The 17,480-nt window shown below is 61.4% G+C and carries 17 protein-coding genes; 10 read left to right on the top strand and 7 right to left on the bottom strand.

Annotated features, from left to right (window positions below; all coding sequences use genetic code 11):
- Positions 1–105: 105 nt before the first annotated feature.
- The 3 genes from dgcA to BT116_RS08475 form a co-directional block, all read right to left on the bottom strand.
- On the bottom strand, positions 106–2,166 hold the full coding sequence (gene dgcA / locus BT116_RS08485) for a dimethylglycine demethylation protein DgcA (protein ID WP_072342249.1): 2,061 nt from the start codon (positions 2,164–2,166) through the stop codon (positions 106–108).
- Between the two features lie 15 nt (positions 2,167–2,181).
- Positions 2,182–2,712: a 4-vinyl reductase gene (locus BT116_RS08480; RefSeq protein ID WP_003177589.1), complete on the bottom strand. Its 531-nt coding sequence runs from the start codon at positions 2,710–2,712 to the stop codon at positions 2,182–2,184.
- Positions 2,713–2,792: 80 nt separating this feature from the next.
- Positions 2,793–3,770 carry a dipeptidase gene (locus BT116_RS08475; RefSeq protein ID WP_072342246.1) on the bottom strand — a complete coding sequence of 326 codons (978 nt, stop codon included), beginning with the start codon at positions 3,768–3,770 and terminating at the stop codon, positions 2,793–2,795.
- 234 nt (positions 3,771–4,004) lie between these two features.
- Between BT116_RS08475 and BT116_RS08465 the strand changes: the two genes are divergently transcribed.
- The 4 genes from BT116_RS08465 to BT116_RS08450 all read left to right on the top strand — a co-directional run bounded on the left by BT116_RS08465 (position 4,005) and on the right by BT116_RS08450 (position 6,338).
- Complete coding sequence (locus BT116_RS08465; RefSeq protein WP_072342239.1) at positions 4,005–4,406, top strand: lysozyme inhibitor LprI family protein; 402 nt, start codon at positions 4,005–4,007, stop codon at positions 4,404–4,406.
- Positions 4,407–4,510: 104 nt separating this feature from the next.
- Positions 4,511–4,834 carry a helix-turn-helix domain-containing protein gene (locus BT116_RS08460; protein ID WP_025215880.1) on the top strand — a complete coding sequence of 108 codons (324 nt, stop codon included), beginning with the start codon at positions 4,511–4,513 and terminating at the stop codon, positions 4,832–4,834.
- A gap of 223 nt (positions 4,835–5,057) precedes the next feature.
- A complete protein-coding gene (locus BT116_RS08455; RefSeq protein ID WP_072342236.1) occupies positions 5,058–5,834 on the top strand; it encodes a bestrophin-like domain in 777 nt (258 codons plus the stop codon).
- Between the two features lie 87 nt (positions 5,835–5,921).
- Positions 5,922–6,338, top strand: a complete 417-nt coding sequence (locus tag BT116_RS08450) for a DUF3010 family protein (RefSeq protein ID WP_072342233.1) — start codon at positions 5,922–5,924, stop codon at positions 6,336–6,338.
- Positions 6,339–6,534: 196 nt separating this feature from the next.
- Here BT116_RS08450 and BT116_RS08445 read toward each other — a convergent pair whose 3' ends face one another.
- Both BT116_RS08445 and BT116_RS08440 read right to left on the bottom strand, forming a co-directional pair.
- Positions 6,535–7,713 (bottom strand): ATP-binding protein, encoded by a 1,179-nt coding sequence (locus tag BT116_RS08445; protein WP_072342230.1) that lies wholly within the window; start codon positions 7,711–7,713, stop codon positions 6,535–6,537.
- A gap of 68 nt (positions 7,714–7,781) precedes the next feature.
- Positions 7,782–8,741: a GlxA family transcriptional regulator gene (locus BT116_RS08440; RefSeq protein ID WP_072342227.1), complete on the bottom strand. Its 960-nt coding sequence runs from the start codon at positions 8,739–8,741 to the stop codon at positions 7,782–7,784.
- Positions 8,742–8,927: 186 nt separating this feature from the next.
- Here BT116_RS08440 and BT116_RS08435 point away from each other — a divergent pair, with 186 nt between their 5' ends.
- The 6 genes from BT116_RS08435 to BT116_RS08405 all read left to right on the top strand — a co-directional run bounded on the left by BT116_RS08435 (position 8,928) and on the right by BT116_RS08405 (position 14,229).
- Positions 8,928–9,872, top strand: coding sequence for a choline ABC transporter substrate-binding protein (locus BT116_RS08435; RefSeq protein ID WP_072342223.1), 945 nt, complete (start codon positions 8,928–8,930; stop codon positions 9,870–9,872).
- A 71-nt stretch (positions 9,873–9,943) separates the two neighbouring features.
- The gene (locus BT116_RS08430) at positions 9,944–10,831 is read left to right on the top strand and encodes a 3-dehydrocarnitine:acetyl-CoA trimethylamine transferase CdhC (protein WP_072342220.1); all 888 of its coding nucleotides are present in this window, start codon (positions 9,944–9,946) and stop codon (positions 10,829–10,831) included.
- A gap of 137 nt (positions 10,832–10,968) precedes the next feature.
- Positions 10,969–11,934: an L-carnitine dehydrogenase gene (locus tag BT116_RS08425; protein ID WP_072342215.1), complete on the top strand. Its 966-nt coding sequence runs from the start codon at positions 10,969–10,971 to the stop codon at positions 11,932–11,934.
- Between the two features lie 73 nt (positions 11,935–12,007).
- Positions 12,008–12,484 (top strand): thioesterase family protein, encoded by a 477-nt coding sequence (locus tag BT116_RS08420; RefSeq protein WP_072342209.1) that lies wholly within the window; start codon positions 12,008–12,010, stop codon positions 12,482–12,484.
- A gap of 20 nt (positions 12,485–12,504) precedes the next feature.
- Positions 12,505–13,665 carry a gamma-butyrobetaine dioxygenase gene (locus BT116_RS08415; protein ID WP_072342206.1) on the top strand — a complete coding sequence of 387 codons (1,161 nt, stop codon included), beginning with the start codon at positions 12,505–12,507 and terminating at the stop codon, positions 13,663–13,665.
- A 300-nt stretch (positions 13,666–13,965) separates the two neighbouring features.
- Positions 13,966–14,229: a hypothetical protein gene (locus BT116_RS08405; RefSeq protein WP_018612353.1), complete on the top strand. Its 264-nt coding sequence runs from the start codon at positions 13,966–13,968 to the stop codon at positions 14,227–14,229.
- A gap of 144 nt (positions 14,230–14,373) precedes the next feature.
- On the opposite strand, the gene BT116_RS08400 is transcribed toward BT116_RS08405, so the two are convergent.
- Positions 14,374–15,477, bottom strand: coding sequence for a choline metabolism transcriptional regulator GbdR (locus BT116_RS08400; protein ID WP_003177576.1), 1,104 nt, complete (start codon positions 15,475–15,477; stop codon positions 14,374–14,376).
- A 582-nt stretch (positions 15,478–16,059) separates the two neighbouring features.
- Entirely contained in the window at positions 16,060–17,436 is a 1,377-nt protein-coding gene (locus BT116_RS08395; RefSeq protein ID WP_072342203.1) for an L-serine ammonia-lyase, read from the bottom strand.
- Positions 17,437–17,480 lie beyond the last annotated feature (44 nt).

Genomic DNA, 17,480 nt, shown 5'->3' with positions numbered 1-17,480 from the left:
CTCTGCGTGGGAATGCCTCAATGGACGCTCCGCGTCCGCTTTGGGGACGCAGAGCGTCCCGGGCTGCATTCCCACGCAGAGCGTGGGAACGATCAGTTCAACGACCTAGAAATCCTTGCACAACCGCAGGGCGTCGTAGATGGCCGCATGGGTGTTACGCTGGGCCACGCAGTCGCCGATGCGGAACAGCAGGTAGCCGTCGCCACTTTGTTCCAGGCATGGCTGGGGCTTGATCGCGAACAGGGCTTCGACGTCGATCTGGCCCTTGTTGCGCGAACCTTCCTTGAGCGCGTAGTAGATTTCTTCGTCCGGCCGCACGCCGTTTTCCACCACCACCTGGTCCACCACGCGCTCTTCCTTGGCACCGGTGTATTCGTTCTCCAGCACCGCCACCAGCTTGTCGCCTTCGCGGTAGACCTTCTCCAGCATCATGTCCCCGGTCATGATCACTTCCTTGGGGTACATGCTGCGGTAGTAGGTGGGGAACGACGTCCCGCCAATGGCCACGCCCGGCTTGATGTCGTCGGTGACGATCTCGACCTGGCTGCCCTTGTCGGCGAGGAAATCGGCCACCGACATGCCGGTGAACTCGCAAATGGTGTCGTAGACCAGCACGTTCTTGCCCGGTGCAACCTTGCCGTCGAGCACGTCCCAGCTGCTGACCACCAGCCCTTCGGCGGCGCCCCAGTGCTCGTTCTGCTCCAGGTACGGATGGCCGCCGACGGCCAGCACCACCACGTCCGGACGCAAGTCCATGATGGTTGCCGCATCCGCCGCCACGCCCAGGCGCAGGTCGACTTTCAACCGCGCCAGCTCCAGTTGGAACCAGCGGGTGATACCGGCGATCTGGTCCCGTTGCGGGGCTTTCGAGGCGGTGGTGATCTGCCCGCCGATGAATTCTTTTTTCTCGAACAGGGTTACGTCGTGCCCACGTTCGGCGGCCACGCGCGCCGCTTCCATCCCCGCTGGGCCGGCACCCACGACCACCACCTTGCGTTTCGGCCCGGTGGACTTCTCGATGATGTGCGGCACGCCCATGTATTCACGGGACGTCGCGGCGTTCTGGATGCACAGCACGTCCAGGCCCTGGTACTGGCGGTCGATGCAGTAGTTGGCACCGACGCACTGCTTGATCTGGTCGATCTGGCCCATCTTGATCTTGGCGATCAGGTGCGGGTCGGCGATGTGGGCGCGGGTCATGCCGACCATGTCGACGTAACCGCCCTCCAGGATCCGCGTGGCCTGGTTCGGGTCCTTGATGTTCTGCGCATGCAGCACCGGGACCTTGACCACTTCCTTGATGCCGGCGGCCAGGTGCAGGAACGGCTCCGGTGGATAGCTCATGTTCGGGATGACGTTGGCCAGGGTGTTATGGGTGTCGCAACCCGAACCCACCACGCCGATGAAATCCAGCATGCCGGTGTCGTCGTAGTACTTGGCGATCTGCTTCATGTCCTCGTGGGACAAGCCGTCCGGGTGGAATTCGTCACCGCAGATGCGCATGCCCACGCAGAAGTCGTCACCCACCTCGGCGCGTACGGCTTTCAGCACTTCCAGGCCGAACTTCATGCGGCCTTCAAAAGTGCCGCCCCATTCGTCGGTACGCTTGTTGACCCGCGGGCTCCAGAACTGGTCGATCATGTGCTGGTGCACGGCAGACAGTTCGACACCGTCCAGGCCACCGGCCTTGGCCCGGCGCGCCGCCTGGGCGTAGTTGCCGATCACCCGCCAGATTTCTTCCGGCTCGATGGTCTTGCAGGTGGCGCGGTGCACCGGCTCACGCACACCGGACGGCGACATCAGGGTCGGCCAATTGAAACCGTCCCAACGCGAGCGACGGCCCATGTGGGTAATCTGGATCATAATCTTGGCGCCATGCTTGTGCATGGCGTCGGCCAGGTTCTGGAAGTGCGGGATGATGCGGTCGGTGGACAGGTTCACCGAACTCCACCACTCCTGCGGGCTGTCGATGGCGACCACGGACGAGCCACCGCAGATCGCCAGGCCGATGCCGCCCTTGGCCTTCTCTTCGTAATACTTCACGTACCGGTCGGTGGTCATGCCGCCGTCGGTGGCATAGACCTCGGCGTGCGCGGTGCTGAGCACGCGGTTGCGGATGGTCAGCTTGCCGATCTGGATCGGCTGGAACATTGCTTCAAAAGCCATGGCGCGATCCTCGACTTACAACGGCTTGACGATGAACAGGCCGTCGTCGTGGCCTTCTTCGGAACCGCCGTAGACCTGCTCGGCCACGGTGCGGATCTTGCTGCCGCGAGCGGCGAGGATCTGGTCCATGGCACCGGCGAACCAGCCGGTGAACATGTAGTCGACCTTGCGCCCGACCTTGCCGTACACATAGACGAACGCCGAGTGTTCGAGCTTGACGCTGGCGGTGCCTTTGTCCAGGTCGATGTCCTGGATCTTGAACAGGCCCCAGCCGCGCTGGGACAGGCGCTTCATGTAGTGTTCGAACACCGCGACGCCTTCCAGGCCATGGCATTCGGCTTCTTTTTCACACCAGTGCCAGGCGGATTTGTAGCCGGCCTTGTAGAGAATCTCGGCGTAGGCGTCGGCGCCCAGGACTTCTTCGATGCCCATGTGATTGTTGACGAAGAAGTGACGCGGCACGTAGAGCATCGGCAGGGCGTCGGAGGTCCAGACACCGGTTTCGCTGTCGACTTCGATAGGCAGTTGGGGGGCGATTTTGGCCATTGAAACTTGACTCCGGAAATTCATGATATTGCCTGCGGCGTGGATGGCCGCAGGTAAGGGATTCGGTGCAGCAGCGGCGTTTATTCGCCCCAGACGTCCTTGAGGACGTTGACCCAGTTCTCACCCATGATCTTGCGTACCACCCGCTCGGAGTGACCACGCTTGAGCAGCGTCTCGGTGAGGTTCGGGAACTCGCCCACGGTGCGGATGCCCAGGGGGTTGATGATTTTGCCGAAGTTGGTCAGGCGGCGGGCGTAGCCCTTGTCGTGGGTCAGCATCTCGAAGAACGCCTGGTCGTGACCCTGGGTGAAGTCGGTGCCGATGCCGATGGCGTCTTCGCCGACGATGTTCATGGTGTACTCGATGGCTTCGGCGTAGTCGTCGATGGTCGAATCGATGCCCTTGGCCAGGAACGGCGCGAACATGGTCACGCCGACGAAACCGCCGTGGTCGGCAATGAACTTCAGTTCTTCATCGGACTTGTTGCGCGGGTGCTCTTTCAGGCCGGACGGCAGGCAGTGGGAATAGCAGACCGGCTTCTTCGATTCGAGGATGACCTCTTCGGAGGTCTTGGAACCGACGTGGGACAGGTCGCACATGATGCCGACACGGTTCATCTCGGCGACGATCTCACGACCGAAGCCCGACAGGCCGCCGTCGCGCTCGTAGCAACCGGTGCCTACCAGGTTCTGGGTGTTGTAGCACATCTGCACCACACCGACGCCGAGCTGCTTGAAGATCTCGACGTAGCCGAGCTGGTCTTCGAAGGCATGGGCGTTCTGGAAACCGAAGATGATGCCGGTCTTGCCCTGCTCCTTGGCGAGGCGGATGTCGGCGGTGGTTTTCACCGGGATCACCAGGTCGCTGTTTTCGCGGATCAGTTTCTGGCTGGCTGCGATGTTGTTGATGGTGGCCTGGAAGCCTTCCCATACCGACACGGTGCAGTTGGCTGCGGTCAGGCCGCCCTTGCGCATGTCTTCGAACAGTTCGCGGTTCCATTTGGCAATGATCAGCCCGTCGATAACGATGCTGTCGGCGTGCAATTCGGCTGGGCTCATCAGGCAGTCCCCTTTTATCGGATTTCATGCGCCGAATCGTCTGCCGGCGCTTTGGGGCCAGCATATGCCTGAGGGCCGTGGCGACCCGGTGCAAAAACGACAGGGGAATTGCCGAAAGCGTCAATCCGCGACAAAGGGCCATGGCAGCCCCACCCTGCCCGTCTGTTCTTTACCCGGCGCTTGCGCCAGAATCCGCCGCATCACTGGTTTTCACTGGACTTGAGCGGCAACGCGATGAAATCACTCTTCCTGGCTTTGGCACTGATCAGCACCCTGGCACACGCAACCGAAGACACCGAGCCCAACCCCTGCGACGAAGTTGAAAACGACGTCCAGACCCTGGCCTGCTCGGCCTATGGCAAAACCGCCGCCGAACAATTGCTCAACGAAAACCTGCAGAGCCTCTTTGAGCGCCTGCAAACCCGCTACGCCAGCGACAAGGCCCAGCTCAACGACATCACCGCCAAGGTCAAGGCCGCCCAACAACTGTGGCTCAAACAACGCGACGCCGATTGCGCCATCGCCGCCTTCCCGGCCAAACCCGGCAGCGAAGCCTACAAGATCGCCGAAAACGACTGCATGGCCCAGGTGAGCGATGATCGGTCGGAGTTTTTGGAGTCGATTGGGCAGGATTGAAGGTTATCCATAGGGCAATATCCAGACACCTTTCATGCGTTGGCCCTGGAAAGAATATAAGTCAGGATTCGAAAATCTTATAAAAGACTTATATTCCTTCCATGATGAACGCACCTACTGATATTCAGATCATTAACGATGCAGACGGAAACCCGGCATTTGTGGTCATTCCGTACGCACAATACGTTGCGCAAAAACTGGAACCCGATCTGATTCCCCATGAAGTGGTCAGCCGTATCGTCGACGGCGCTACGCCTATCCGCGCCTGGCGCGAACACCTGAAGCTGACTCAGGATGAAGTCGCCAGGCGACTGGGTATTTCTCAACCGGCGTTTGCCCAGCAGGAATCGGTCGCAAAGCCTCGCCGGGCTACCCGCGAGAAAATTGCCACTGCCTTTGGTATCCATGCTGATCAGTTGGAACTGTAGCCTCCCTCTGTTACCGGAGTAACCCAGCAGAGATTGGGCTTCGGATACTGTCAACCCTGACAGTATCCGAAGCGAAAAGAGCGGCTTAGGATCAGCTCGTGACAGGTATTCGCGCTAATTGGTGTTATCACTTATCAATGACCTGACACCTGAACATAGGCTGCATACCCGTCCGAGCCTGGCTGTACAGACGAGTCACACACGACAATCAAGGGATTTTCGTATGCTCTCTCTTACCGCCTTGCCTTTATATGGGTTAACTATTTTTATCGCCATCGTGGCGGGAATCGAAGCCGGTCGCCAGATTGGCAATCGTCACTTGGCCCTGGACCCTGCCGGCGCTCGTCAGGGTATCGGGGCCATCGAAGGCGCGGTGTTTGGCCTGCTGGCGCTGCTGATTGCCTTTACTTTTTCCGGCGCGGCCACACGTCTTGATCAACGGCGCGCACTGATCGTGGCCGAAACCAATGCCATGGGCACCGCCTGGCTACGCCTGGATCTGCTACCGGCGAGCGAGCAACCGGCCGTGCGCCAGGCGTTCAAGGATTACGTCGACGCCCGCATCGAGTATTACCGCGACCTGCGCGAAGACGAACTCGACGAGGCCGCCCATGATCACGCCAGTGCTTTGCAACAGATCATCTGGAAACGCACGATCGCCGCTCTGCAGCAAATGCCCACTCCAACCCTGGGGGTCAGTGTGCTGCAGGCACAAAATGAAATGATCGATATCACCACCACCCGCGCCGTGGCCCATGAAACCCACCCACCGCTGGTCATCTACCTGATGCTGGTGACCATGGCCCTGATCAGCGCCCTGCTGATCGGCTATGGCATGGCCGGTACAAAGCGGCGCAACTGGCTGCACAGCCTGGGTTACGCGGCGGTCATGGTCTGCGTGCTGTATGTGATCCTGGACTTCGAATACCCCCGCTTCGGCGTCATCCGGGTCGATTACTTCGACAAAATCATGCTCGACCTGCGCCAAAGCATGAACTGAGTGGGCCGCAGATGAAAAAATCAGAGCGGCGTTCCAGACCAAGATGGATAAACTGCAATTCCACACCTCCGGGCATCAAGGGTTCCAATGATCATTTGCGGCATCGAAATCAAAGGCAGCGAAGCGATCATCGCCGTCGCCTCGCTGGAGCAGCAGGCGTTGACTCACATCGCGCTGAACACCAAGAAAATCACCCTGGACGACGATGACGAAGCCGCCAACGTCAAGGCGTTTGCCGCCCAGGTACGGGCGTTCGTGGTCGAGAATGGCATCGAACGCATCGCCATCAAGAAGCGCAGCAAGAAAGGCGAGTTCGCCGGCGGACCGACCACGTTCAAGATTGAAGGGGTTTTCCAGTTGCTGGAAGGCTGCGAGGTGACGCTGCTGTCACCGCAGACCCTCAACGCGCAGCACAAGAAACATGACTTCGCCTTGCCGGCGACGCTCAATAAGTATCAGCATGAGGCGTACAAGGCAGCGTGTTCGGCGTTGGTAAAGAAGTAAGCTGCCAACCAATACTTGATTGAACACTATCCTGTGGCGAGGGGATTTATCCCCGCTGGGGCGCGAAGCGGCCCTGAAACCTGGTAACTCGGTCTCTCATATAGCTTGAATCGCTATTATCGGGGCTGCTGCGCAGCCCAGCGGGGATAAATCCCCTCGCCACAAGTCTTTGTTCGACAGTTCATTGGAGTTGGCATCAGTCCTTCTGCTTGCGATACCCCTTCAACCAATCGGCAAACGCCTTGTCCTCCAGCGCATAACCACCACGGTTGGACTTCCACACCAATTCCTTTTCACGCAGCGCATCAATACAGGATTGGATGGTCTGGGTACCGGGCACGACTTCGCTTCCCATAGTCCTCAGCGCCTTGCCCACCGCCTCCAGCGTTGAATCGGTGAAGGGCGCGAAGGGTTCGTTGTTTTGCGAGCGCTCGGCCATGACCTGCAGCACGGCGCGTTGCGGCACCGTCAGGGCGTTCCAGGCGCTCTCGAACTCGGTCCAGACGCCGGCGCGCAGCATTTCAGCGCTGTTGCGCAGCAAGTCACCCAACTGGCTCGCTTCACCCAGTTCCAGGGCAATTTCGCCGATGACGCTGCGCAACATCTCTGGACGGCGCCCAACCAACTCAAAAGCCTGGTCGAGGTCATCGGCGTTGAACTGGTTGGTCTGGGCCAGGTGTGCGTTCAAATGAGCTGTGTAGGCCTGGGTGAAGGCTTTGCCCAGCAACGGAAACGGCGTGATGCTGGACCCGTAGAACGGTTGGTTGCGGCTTAATACCAAGTGCGCGAGCTTGTCGCGATTGGAGCCGGTGAACACCAGCCGCAGGCCGCTGGCATCCCCCTCACGTCCCTGGTTGAGCTGGTCGCGGGCAGCCTTGAGGCCGAACATCGCGTTGACCCCGGCCTCGGTGGTCAAGGCATGCTGGGCTTCGTCGATCACCAGCACCACGGTTTTACCCGCGGCACGGTGCAACAGCTCCAGCGCCTGGGTCAGCGTCGCCCCTTCGGGCAGTTGCGGCTGGCTGAAATCCCAGGACAACGTGCGCAAGAAGCTGAGTTTGTCGATGCCCATGGATTTGGCGAGCTTGCGGATGCCCTTTTCATAAGGCACCAGTGCCCCGGCGATGGCCGAGGCGATCAGGTCGGCAGGGTCCTTCTCCTTGTTGGCCCAAAGGTCGACGTAGACCGCGAGCCAACCTCGCGTCTCGCATTCGGGAATCAAGTCTTCGCGCAGGAACGTACTTTTTCCGGTACGCCTTGGCGCGGCCAGGAACAGGCCTGAGGTGTAATCCTGGATCCCGGCGCCGGCCAGCCCATCGACAATATTGCGGGCCAGATCGGGGCGCCGGAAGACAAAACCGGGGTGCTTGGACATGGTTTTATACTCAATTATGGCGACAGGTATAATTTATAGTCGCGAGTATAATTGAGTATAAAAGCCTGTCAAACCAACTCCCGACCATCCCCCTGCCGCCGCCGATCCTCCCGCGGGCAGCGCGCGAACCGTGCCCGATAGCTGCGGGTGAAGTACGACGGCGACTCAAAGCCGCAGGCGATGCTCACTTCCAACACACTCATGTCGGTCTGGCGCAGCAACTGCCGGGCCTTCTCCAGGCGCAGCCCCAGGTAGAAGTTGCTCGGGGTGTCGTTCAGGTGCAGGCGGAACAGGCGTTCGAGCTGGCGCCGGGTGACGCCGATGGATTCGGCCAGTGCCAAGGTGCTCAGGGGCGGTTCGCTGTGGGTTTCCATCTCGCCAATGACGTGCACCAGCTTCTTGTTGCGAATGCCATAGCGGTTGGCGATTTCCATGCGCTGGTGATCTTTGCGCGGACGGATGCGGCCGAGCACGAACTGCTCGCTGACCTGGATCGCCAGTTCCGAACCGTGGGCCTGGCCGATCAGGTCCAGCATCAGGTCGATGGAAGCCGTGCCGCCCGCGCAAGTAATGCGGCGACGGTCGATCTCGAACAGTTCCTGGGTCACGCTGAGTTGCGGATAAGACTCCTTGAACGCCTCGATCGCTTCCCAGTGCAAGGTCACGCGGTGCCCTTCCAATAGCCCCGCCTCGGCCAGCACCACGCTGCCAGTGTCGATGCCGCCCAGGGTCACGCCTTCGTTGTCCAGCCGATGCAGCCAGCGCTCCAGCGTCGGGGTGGCGAATTCGAGCGGTTCGAACCCGGCCACCACCCAGAGGGTCGCGCCCTTCTTCAGCGGCTCCAGTGCGGCATCGGCGTTGACCGACATGCCATTGCTCGCCAGCACCGGCCCGCCATCGACACTCAGCACATGCCAGCGGTACAGCTCGCCGCGAAACCGATTGGCGACCCGCAACGGCTCGATGGCCGAGATGAAACCGATGGCCGAAAAACCCGGCATCAACAAAAAGTAAAAATCCTGGGACATGGAGCGCACTCGGTTGGCGGGTAGCGTGCGGACCTTGATACGCCAGTTGCAAGGCCCATTCAAGAGTCGCTGCAGTGCAAGAGCACGTCGCCGCTGTGCGTTTCACCAGGTGCCGGGCTGCGTAACTTGGCATCACCGGTGCGCAGATGCCGGACCCCATAACAATAAGCTGCCGAGGAACCCGACATGAAACGACTGATCAGCTCCTGTGTACTTGCACTTTGCGGCACCACTTTCCTCAATGGCGCCGCCATGGCTGCCGAGCCCGCCGCGTGCCAGAACGTGCGCCTGGGCGTGGTCAACTGGACCGATGTCATCGCCACCAGCGCCCTGACCCAAGTGATGCTCGACGGCCTCGGCTACAAGACCAAGCAAACCAGCGCCTCCCAGCAAATCATCTTCGCCGGCATCCGCGACCAGCGCCTGGACTTGTTCCTGGGTTACTGGAACCCGTTGATGACCCAGACCATCACCCCGTTCGTCGAAGCCAAGCAGGTCAAAGTGCTAGAGCAGCCCAGCCTCAAGGACGCCCGCGCGACCCTGGCGGTACCGACCTACCTGGCCGACAAGGGCCTGAAAACCTTCGCCGACATCGCCAAGTTCGAAAAAGAGCTGGGCGGCAAGATCTACGGCATCGAGCCGGGCTCCGGCGCCAATACCCAGATCAAGGCGATGATCGCCAAGAACCAGTTCGGCCTGGGCAAATTCCAACTGGTGGAGTCCAGCGAAGCCGGCATGCTCGCCGCCGTGGACCGCGCCGTGCGGCGCAAGGAAGCCGTGGTGTTCTTCGGCTGGGCGCCGCACCCGATGAACGTCAACGTGCAAATGACCTACCTCACCGGCAGCGACGACGCCCTCGGCCCGAACGAAGGCATGGCCACCGTGTGGACCGTCACCGCGCCGGACTACGCCCAACAATGCCCCAACGTCGGTCGCCTGCTGAGCAACCTGACGTTCAGCGCCGAAGATGAAAGCCGGATGATGCAGCCGTTGCTCGATCACAAGGACCCGCTCGAATCGGCCCGGCAATGGCTCAAGGATCATCCGCAAGACAAGCAGCGTTGGCTCGAAGGCGTCACCACCTTCGACGGCAAGCCCGCCGCCGACAACCTGAAACTGACCAGTAACTGAACAACCGCTATCCATCTGCGCAGCACCAAAGGGCTGCGCAGTGACTTACCACGCCTGAAGGAATCCGCACCATGAACCACGACGTCATCATCACCTGCGCACTCACCGGTGCTGGCGACACGACCGCCAAGAGCCCCCACGTACCGGTCACCCCGAAACAGATCGCCGCAGCCGCCATCGAGGCGGCGAAGGCCGGGGCCACGGTGGTCCATTGCCACGTCCGCGACCCGCAGACCGGCAAGTTCAGCCGCGACGTGGCGCTGTACCGCGAAGTGATGGAGCGCATCCGTGAAGCGGACGTGGACATCATCGTCAACCTCACCGCCGGCATGGGCGGCGACCTGGAGATCGGTGCGGGCGAACAGCCAATGGAATTCGGCCCCAACACCGACCTGGTGGGCCCGCTGACCCGCCTGGCTCATGTCGAAGAGCTGTTGCCGGAAATCTGCACGCTGGATTGCGGCACCCTGAACTTCGGCGACGGCGACACCATTTACGTCTCCACTCCGGCGCAGTTGCGGGCCGGCGCCAAGCGCATCACCGAACTGGGGGTCAAGGCCGAGCTGGAGATCTTCGACACCGGTCACCTGTGGTTCGCCAAGCAACTGATCAAGGAAGGCCTGCTGGACAACCCATTGTTCCAACTCTGCCTGGGTATCCCGTGGGGCGCACCGGCCGACACCACCACCATGAAAGCCATGGTCGACAACCTGCCGGCGGACGCGGTGTGGGCGGGCTTCGGCATCGGCCGCATGCAAATGCCGATGGCCGCCCAGGCCGTGCTGTTGGGAGGCAACGTGCGGGTCGGGTTGGAAGACAACCTCTGGCTAGATAAAGGCGTACTCGCTACCAACGGTCAGTTGGTGGAGCGGGCCGGCGAAATCCTCAGCCGCCTCGGCGCCCGCGTGCTCACCCCGGCTGAAGGCCGCAAGAAAATGGGGCTGACCCAGCGCGGCTGACCGAACCTACGCATAACCCTGTGGAAGCGAGCTCGCGATAGCGATATTCCTGCCTTCGAAGAGGCGTCGGATGTACCGCCGCCATCGCGAGCAAGCTCGCTCCCACAGGTGATCTTCACTCTTTTCAGGAAATCACCATGAGCTTTATCACCGACATCAAGACCTTCGCCGCCCTGGGCAGTGGTGTAATCGGCAGTGGCTGGGTCAGCAGGGCCCTGGCCCATGGCCTCGACGTTATCGCCTGGGACCCGGCGCCGGGTGCCGAGGCGGCGTTGCGCAAACGCGTCGCCAACGCTTGGGGCGCGCTGGAAAAACAGGGCCTGGCCCCTGGCGCTTCGCAGGATCGGCTGCGCTTTGTCGCGACCATCGAAGAATGCGTGCGCGACGCCGATTTCATCCAGGAAAGCGCCCCCGAGCGCCTGGAATTGAAACTCGAATTGCACGGCCAGATCAGTGCCGCTGCCAAGCCGAACGCGCTGATCGGTTCCAGTACCTCGGGGCTGCTGCCGAGCGAATTCTACGAAGGCGCCACCCATCCGGAGCGCTGCGTGGTCGGGCACCCGTTCAACCCGGTCTATCTGTTGCCGCTGGTGGAAGTGGTCGGCGGCAAAAACACCGCGCCCGAAGCCGTACAGGCGGCGATGCAGGTGTACGAATCTCTTGGCATGCGGCCGCTGCACGTGCGCAAGGAAGTGCCCGGTTTCATTGCAGACCGCCTGCTCGAAGCGCTGTGGCGCGAAGCCCTGCACCTGGTCAACGACGGGGTGGCGACCACCGGGGAAATCGACGATGCGATCCGCTTTGGCGCCGGCTTGCGCTGGTCGTTCATGGGCACGTTCCTGACCTACACCCTGGCCGGCGGCGATGCCGGGATGCGGCACTTCATGGCCCAGTTCGGCCCGGCGCTGCAACTGCCGTGGACTTACCTGCCAGCGCCAGAGCTCACCGAAAAGCTGATCGACGATGTGGTGGACGGCACGAGCGCGCAATTGGGCAGCCATGGCATCTCGGCCCTGGAGCGCTATCGTGACGATTGCCTGCTGGCGGTGCTGGAGGCGGTGAAGGCCACCAAGGCAAAACATGGCATGGCGTTCAGTGAATAACCCCCCTTGTGGCGAGGGTGCTTGCTCCCTCGCCACAAGGCTGTACACCAGCGACTATTTGTGGAGTTCCAGCATGCCCACCCTAACCACCTATCAAACCCGCATCCTCCCTGAATGGGTCGACTACAACGGCCACCTGCGCGATGCCTTCTACCTGCTGATCTTCAGCTACGCCACCGACGCGCTGATGGACCGGCTCGGCATGGACAGCCAGAACCGCGAAGCCAGCGGCCACTCGTTGTTCACCCTCGAACTGCACCTGAACTACCTGCACGAAGTGAAGCTCGACGCCCAGGTCGAGGTGCACACGCACATCATCGGCCACGACGCCAAACGCCTGCACCTCTACCACAGCCTGCATCTGGTCGGCGGTGATAAAGAGCTGGCCGGCAATGAACAGATGCTACTGCACGTCGACCTGGCCGGCCCGCGCTCGGCGCCTTTCACCGAACAGACCCTGGGCCGGCTCGGCGCCCTGCTCGACGAACAATCCGACCTGCCGCCGCCGCTGTACATCGGCCGGATCATCGCCCTGCCTCTCCCCCGATAAGCCGCGAACAGGAGATCGCCATGAACACCGCCGCCTTTGCCGACTTCCGCCATTACCCCTTGATCTTCCCATTGACCGCCGTCACACCCTTGGCCGACCGGATCCAAGTGACGTGGGCCGATGGCCGGGCCAGCCCCTTTCATCACCCGTGGCTGCGGGACAACTGCCCTTGCCCTCAATGCGTCTACAGCGTCACCCGCGAGCAGGTGCTGGAAATCATCGACGTCCCTGAAGACATTGCCCCCGGCGCAACCTACCTCGACGACGAAGGCTGCCTGTGCGTGGACTGGCGGGACGGTCACCAGAGCCGTTTCGACCCGGGCTGGTTGCGCGCCCACGCCTACGATGATCAGTCCCGGGCCGAGCGCCTGGCGAACAAGCCTCGGCGCCAACTGTGGCGGCACGACCTGCAATTGCCAGTGTTCGACTACCCGGCACTGATGGACGATGCCCATGCGTTGTTGCAATGGTTGCTGGCGGTGCGCGACATCGGCCTGACCCAGGTGCGCGGCGTACCCACCGAACCCGGCTCGCTGACACGGATTGCCCAGCGCATTTCCTTTATTCGCGAGAGCAACTTCGGTGTGCTGTTCAATGTGCAGTCCAAAGCCGATGCCGACAGCAACGCCTACACCGCTTTCAACCTGCCATTGCACAGTGATTTGCCGACCCGGGAATTACAGCCGGGGCTGCAATTCTTGCATTGCCTGGTGAATGACGCCGACGGTGGCGAGAGCATTTTTGTCGACGGGTTTGCCATTGCTGAAGCACTGCGCCAGGAAGAGCCCGAGGCCTTCGACGCGCTGTGTCGGATCCCGGTGGAGTTTCGCAACAAGGACCGTCGCAGCGACTACCGCTGCCTGGCGCCAATCATCGCGCTGGACGCCCTCGGCCAGGTTTCGGAAATCCGCATGGCGAACTTCCTGCGTGGGCCGTTCGACACCACGGTCGAGCAGATGCCCAAGCTTTACCGCGCCTACCGCCGCTTCATTGCCCTGACCCGCGAGCCACAATTTCGCCTGGTACAGCGTCTCGAACCCGGCCAACTCTGGTGCTTCGACAACCGCCGCACCCTCCACGCCCGCAATGCCTTCGACCCGGCCTCCGGGGCCCGGCATTTCCAGGGGTGCTATGTGGATCGGGATGAGTTGTTGTCGCGGATTCTGGTGTTGCAGCGCTAGGCCGCGTCATCGTTCATCGCCAGACACCCAAGCGTTCCCTGATTCACAGGCAAAAAAATCCCCGATCAAGCCGTGACAGGATCGGGGCAGGTTGCGTTACTGGAGGAGCTGTCGCGCGAGGGTGACCAGACCATCGTGATTCAGCTTGAGGTCAGTGTGCCCAGTCCAGCCTCGTGCAAGTTAGCCGAAAACGACGCCTCCATAGTCATTCATGCCATTGCGACCATTTGCCCTTGCCGCCGCTTCGGGGGGCTACCAGAATCGAGACACGACCCCAATCCCTGAACAAGGAAAAGCGTCATGATGTACGCCGATTTGATCGACCAGGAAGACCTGTTGGGCCATCTCAAGGCCCTGGGCCTGCAAATACCCAGCGGCTCCACCGCCGAGCAGGCGTGCGAGTGCGCCGTGCGGGGGCTGGACACCGTCCGGGCCAATGATTTACGGCGGATGGTCAAGGAGATGTACACCAGCAGCGCCACTATCCTGCCGGCCGTGCGCCAGGCGATTGATAAGCAGCTGTTGCCGGCGTTGATGCAATACCAGCAGAACCATAGCGCCTGACCCTGTGGCGAGGGAGCTTGCTCCCGCTCGGCCGCAAAGCGGTCGTAAAACCAGCGAATGCCATTTGACTGGTACACCGCATAGGCCGGTTTTGGGACTGCTTCGCAGTCCAGCGGGAGCAAGCTCCCTCGCCACAGAAAGCTGCTAGAGCCTCACACTGGCAAACGTCGACTCATTACGCGCCTGGCTCAGCGCCGACAGCGGGCCGGACAATGGCGACAGCACCAGCGCCTGCGGCAGCGGCATCATCGCCACCTGTTGCGTGGTGTTGGAACCGACGCGTTCGTCACGCGGCGGAATGCCGAAGTATTCGCGGTAGCACTTGGAGAAGTGCGGGGTGGAGACGAAGCCGCACACCGAGGCCACTTCGATGATCGACATCGGCGTCTGCTTGAGCAGTTGCCGTGCACGGATCAACCGCAGCTTGAGGTAATAGCGCGACGGCGAGCAATGCAAGTACTTCTGGAACAACCGCTCCAGCTGACGCCGGGACACGGCGACATACACCGCCAGTTCGTCCAGGTCGATCGGCTCTTCGAGGTTGGCTTCCATCAGCGCAACGATTTCCTGCAACTTCGGCTGGTTGGTGCCGAGCATGTGCTTGAGCGGCACACGCTGATGATCCTGTTCGTTGCGGATACGCTCGTAGACAAACATTTCCGAGATCGCTGCCGACAGTTCGCGGCCATGATCACGGCTGATCAGGTGCAGCATCATGTCCAACGGCGCGGTGCCGCCGGAGCTGGTGAAGCGGTTACGGTCGAGGGTGAACAAGCGGGTACTCATCGATACCCGTGGGAAAGCTTCCTGCATTGCCGCCAGGCATTCCCAGTGCACGCTGCAATCGAAGCCGTCCAGCAGACCGGCGCAGGCCAGGGCCCAACTGCCGGTACAAACCGCGCCGAGGCGACGGGATTGGCGGGCCTGGCTCTGCAGCCACGACACGTGTTCGCGGGTCACGGTACGCTGGATGCCGATGCCGCCACAGACGATGACAGTATCCAGGGCCGGCGCCTTGTGCATCGAGGCGTCGGGGGTGATCTGCAAGCCGTCGCTGGCCCAGACCTGGCCACCATCGACTGTGAGGGTCGTCCAGCGATATAGCTCGCGACCGGACAGTTGGTTGGCCATGCGTAGCGGTTCTACCGCGGACGCCAGGGAAATCAGCGTGAAATTGTCCAGCAGCAAAAAGCCGATGGATTGAGGCGCACGGTTCTGGGGTTGGGCCCCGGAGTTGGACGTCGTCATCGCGGTATCTCCTCACACAAAGCGGGTGATGGCCTCAGGCGGAGGCTCTTTTTATTGGTTATTTGCCATTGCTCTCCACGAGGGAGACGGGCTTTACAGTGTTACAGCAATTGTCATGCCTAAATTGAATGCGCGTTCAATAAATCCTGAAAACGACATCGCGGCCTGTCTATTCAAGGCGTATCTCGAGGGACGGTTATCAGGACTTTGACGGGTCTCAGGGCCCCGTTACGCGGCACCGTGAGCAGATCGGTAGCACTTGTGGGAACTGGGCTGCGGGGCTTGCGCAACAGGTATCACCACAAATGCGGCGACGGACGGTCGCGTGGCACCCGACGGTGGGGCCGACCGTTCGTCTCTTGTCTGTTTGCGACGCGCTAAAAGGTGGCGTGTTTCGGGATGGGTGTGCATTTTACGAGCGGTTTTAGTTCTTTGTGGCGAGGGGATTTATCCCCGCTGGGCTGCGCAGCAGCCCTCGACTCATACACATCTGTAAAACCGTAGGGGGCCGCTTCGCAGCCCAACGGGGATAAATCCCCTCGCCACAGGTGCTGGCCTAAAGAGAACAGTGGGAGCTTTGGATCAGCACTCCACCGCACTGACCGCCAAGCCGCCGCGCGAGGTCTCTTTATATTTGTCATGCATGTCGGCACCGGTATCACGCATGGTGCGGATCACCCGGTCCAGGGAGATGAAGTGCTGGCCGTCACCCCGCAGCGCCATTTGCGCGGCATTGATGGCTTTCACCGCGGCAATCGCGTTGCGCTCGATGCACGGCACCTGCACCAGGCCGCCCACCGGATCGCAGGTCAGGCCGAGGTTGTGTTCCAGGCCGATTTCCGCCGCGTTGCATAGTTGCTCCGGCGTGGCCCCGAGGATCTCCGCCAGGCCTGCCGCCGCCATGGCGCAGGCCGATCCCACTTCACCTTGGCAACCGACTTCGGCGCCAGAAATCGATGCGTTCTTCTTGCACAGGATCCCGACCGCCGCCGCACCTAGGAAATAATCCACGACGTTGGCGTCGGTGACCGCTTCGCTGAACTTCATGAAGTAATGCAGCACCGCCGGAATGATCCCCGCCGCGCCATTGGTCGGCGCCGTGACCATGCGCCCGCCGGCGGCGTTCTCTTCGTTGACCGCCAGGGCGAACAGGTTGACCCACTCCATGGCGCTGAGGGTCGAGCCGATGACATTGGGCTTGTTCAGTTCTTGCAGGCTGCGGTGCAACTTGGCCGCCCGTCGGCGTACATTCAAACCGCCTGGCAGGATGCCTTCGTGCTTGAGGCCCTGCTCGACGCAATCCTGCATGGCCCGCCACAGTTTCATCAGGCCACTGCGGATCTCTTCTTCGGACCGCCAGACCTTTTCGTTGGCCAGCATCAACTCGGCTACTCGCAAGTTGTGGGTACGGCACAGTTCAAGCAACTCTTCGGCGCTGGAGAAATCGTAAGGCAGCTCAGTGCTGTCCAGATCCACCACGCCGCTGGAGGCCTGGGCCTGATCGACGACAAAGCCACCGCCGACCGAGTAATAAGTGTCACGGTGCAGCTCGCCGTCGGCGCCTTCGGCCACCAGCGTCATCGCATTGGGATGGAACGGCAGGTTCTCGTCGATCAGGCGCATGTCCCGGGACCATACGAACGGCACCGGCAGGCGACTGTCGAGCAGCAGGGTCTGGGTTTCACGCAGCTGCTCGATACGCGGGCCGATCTGCGACGGGTCGATTGCGTCCGGCCACTCCCCCATCAGGCCCATGATCACGGCGTTGTCGCTGCCGTGGCCAATGCCGGTGGCCGACAGCGAACCGAACAATTGCACCTCGACCCGGCGCACATCATTGAGCAGGACCTTTGCCTTCAGCGCTTCAACGAACAGCGCCGCGGCACGCATGGGGCCCACGGTGTGGGAACTGGACGGGCCGATACCGATTTTGAACAAGTCGAAAACGCTGATTGCCATTGCCGAAAACCTCCAGAACAGACACATCCGGGCGCAGGAGCGTC

The sequence above is a fragment of the Pseudomonas sp. NFACC16-2 genome (assembly GCF_900119205.1).
Classification (GTDB): Bacteria; Pseudomonadota; Gammaproteobacteria; order Pseudomonadales; family Pseudomonadaceae; genus Aquipseudomonas; species Aquipseudomonas fluorescens_Q.
The sequence above is the reverse complement of the archived record's forward strand: the minus strand, read 5'-3'. Positions and strand labels throughout refer to the sequence as shown.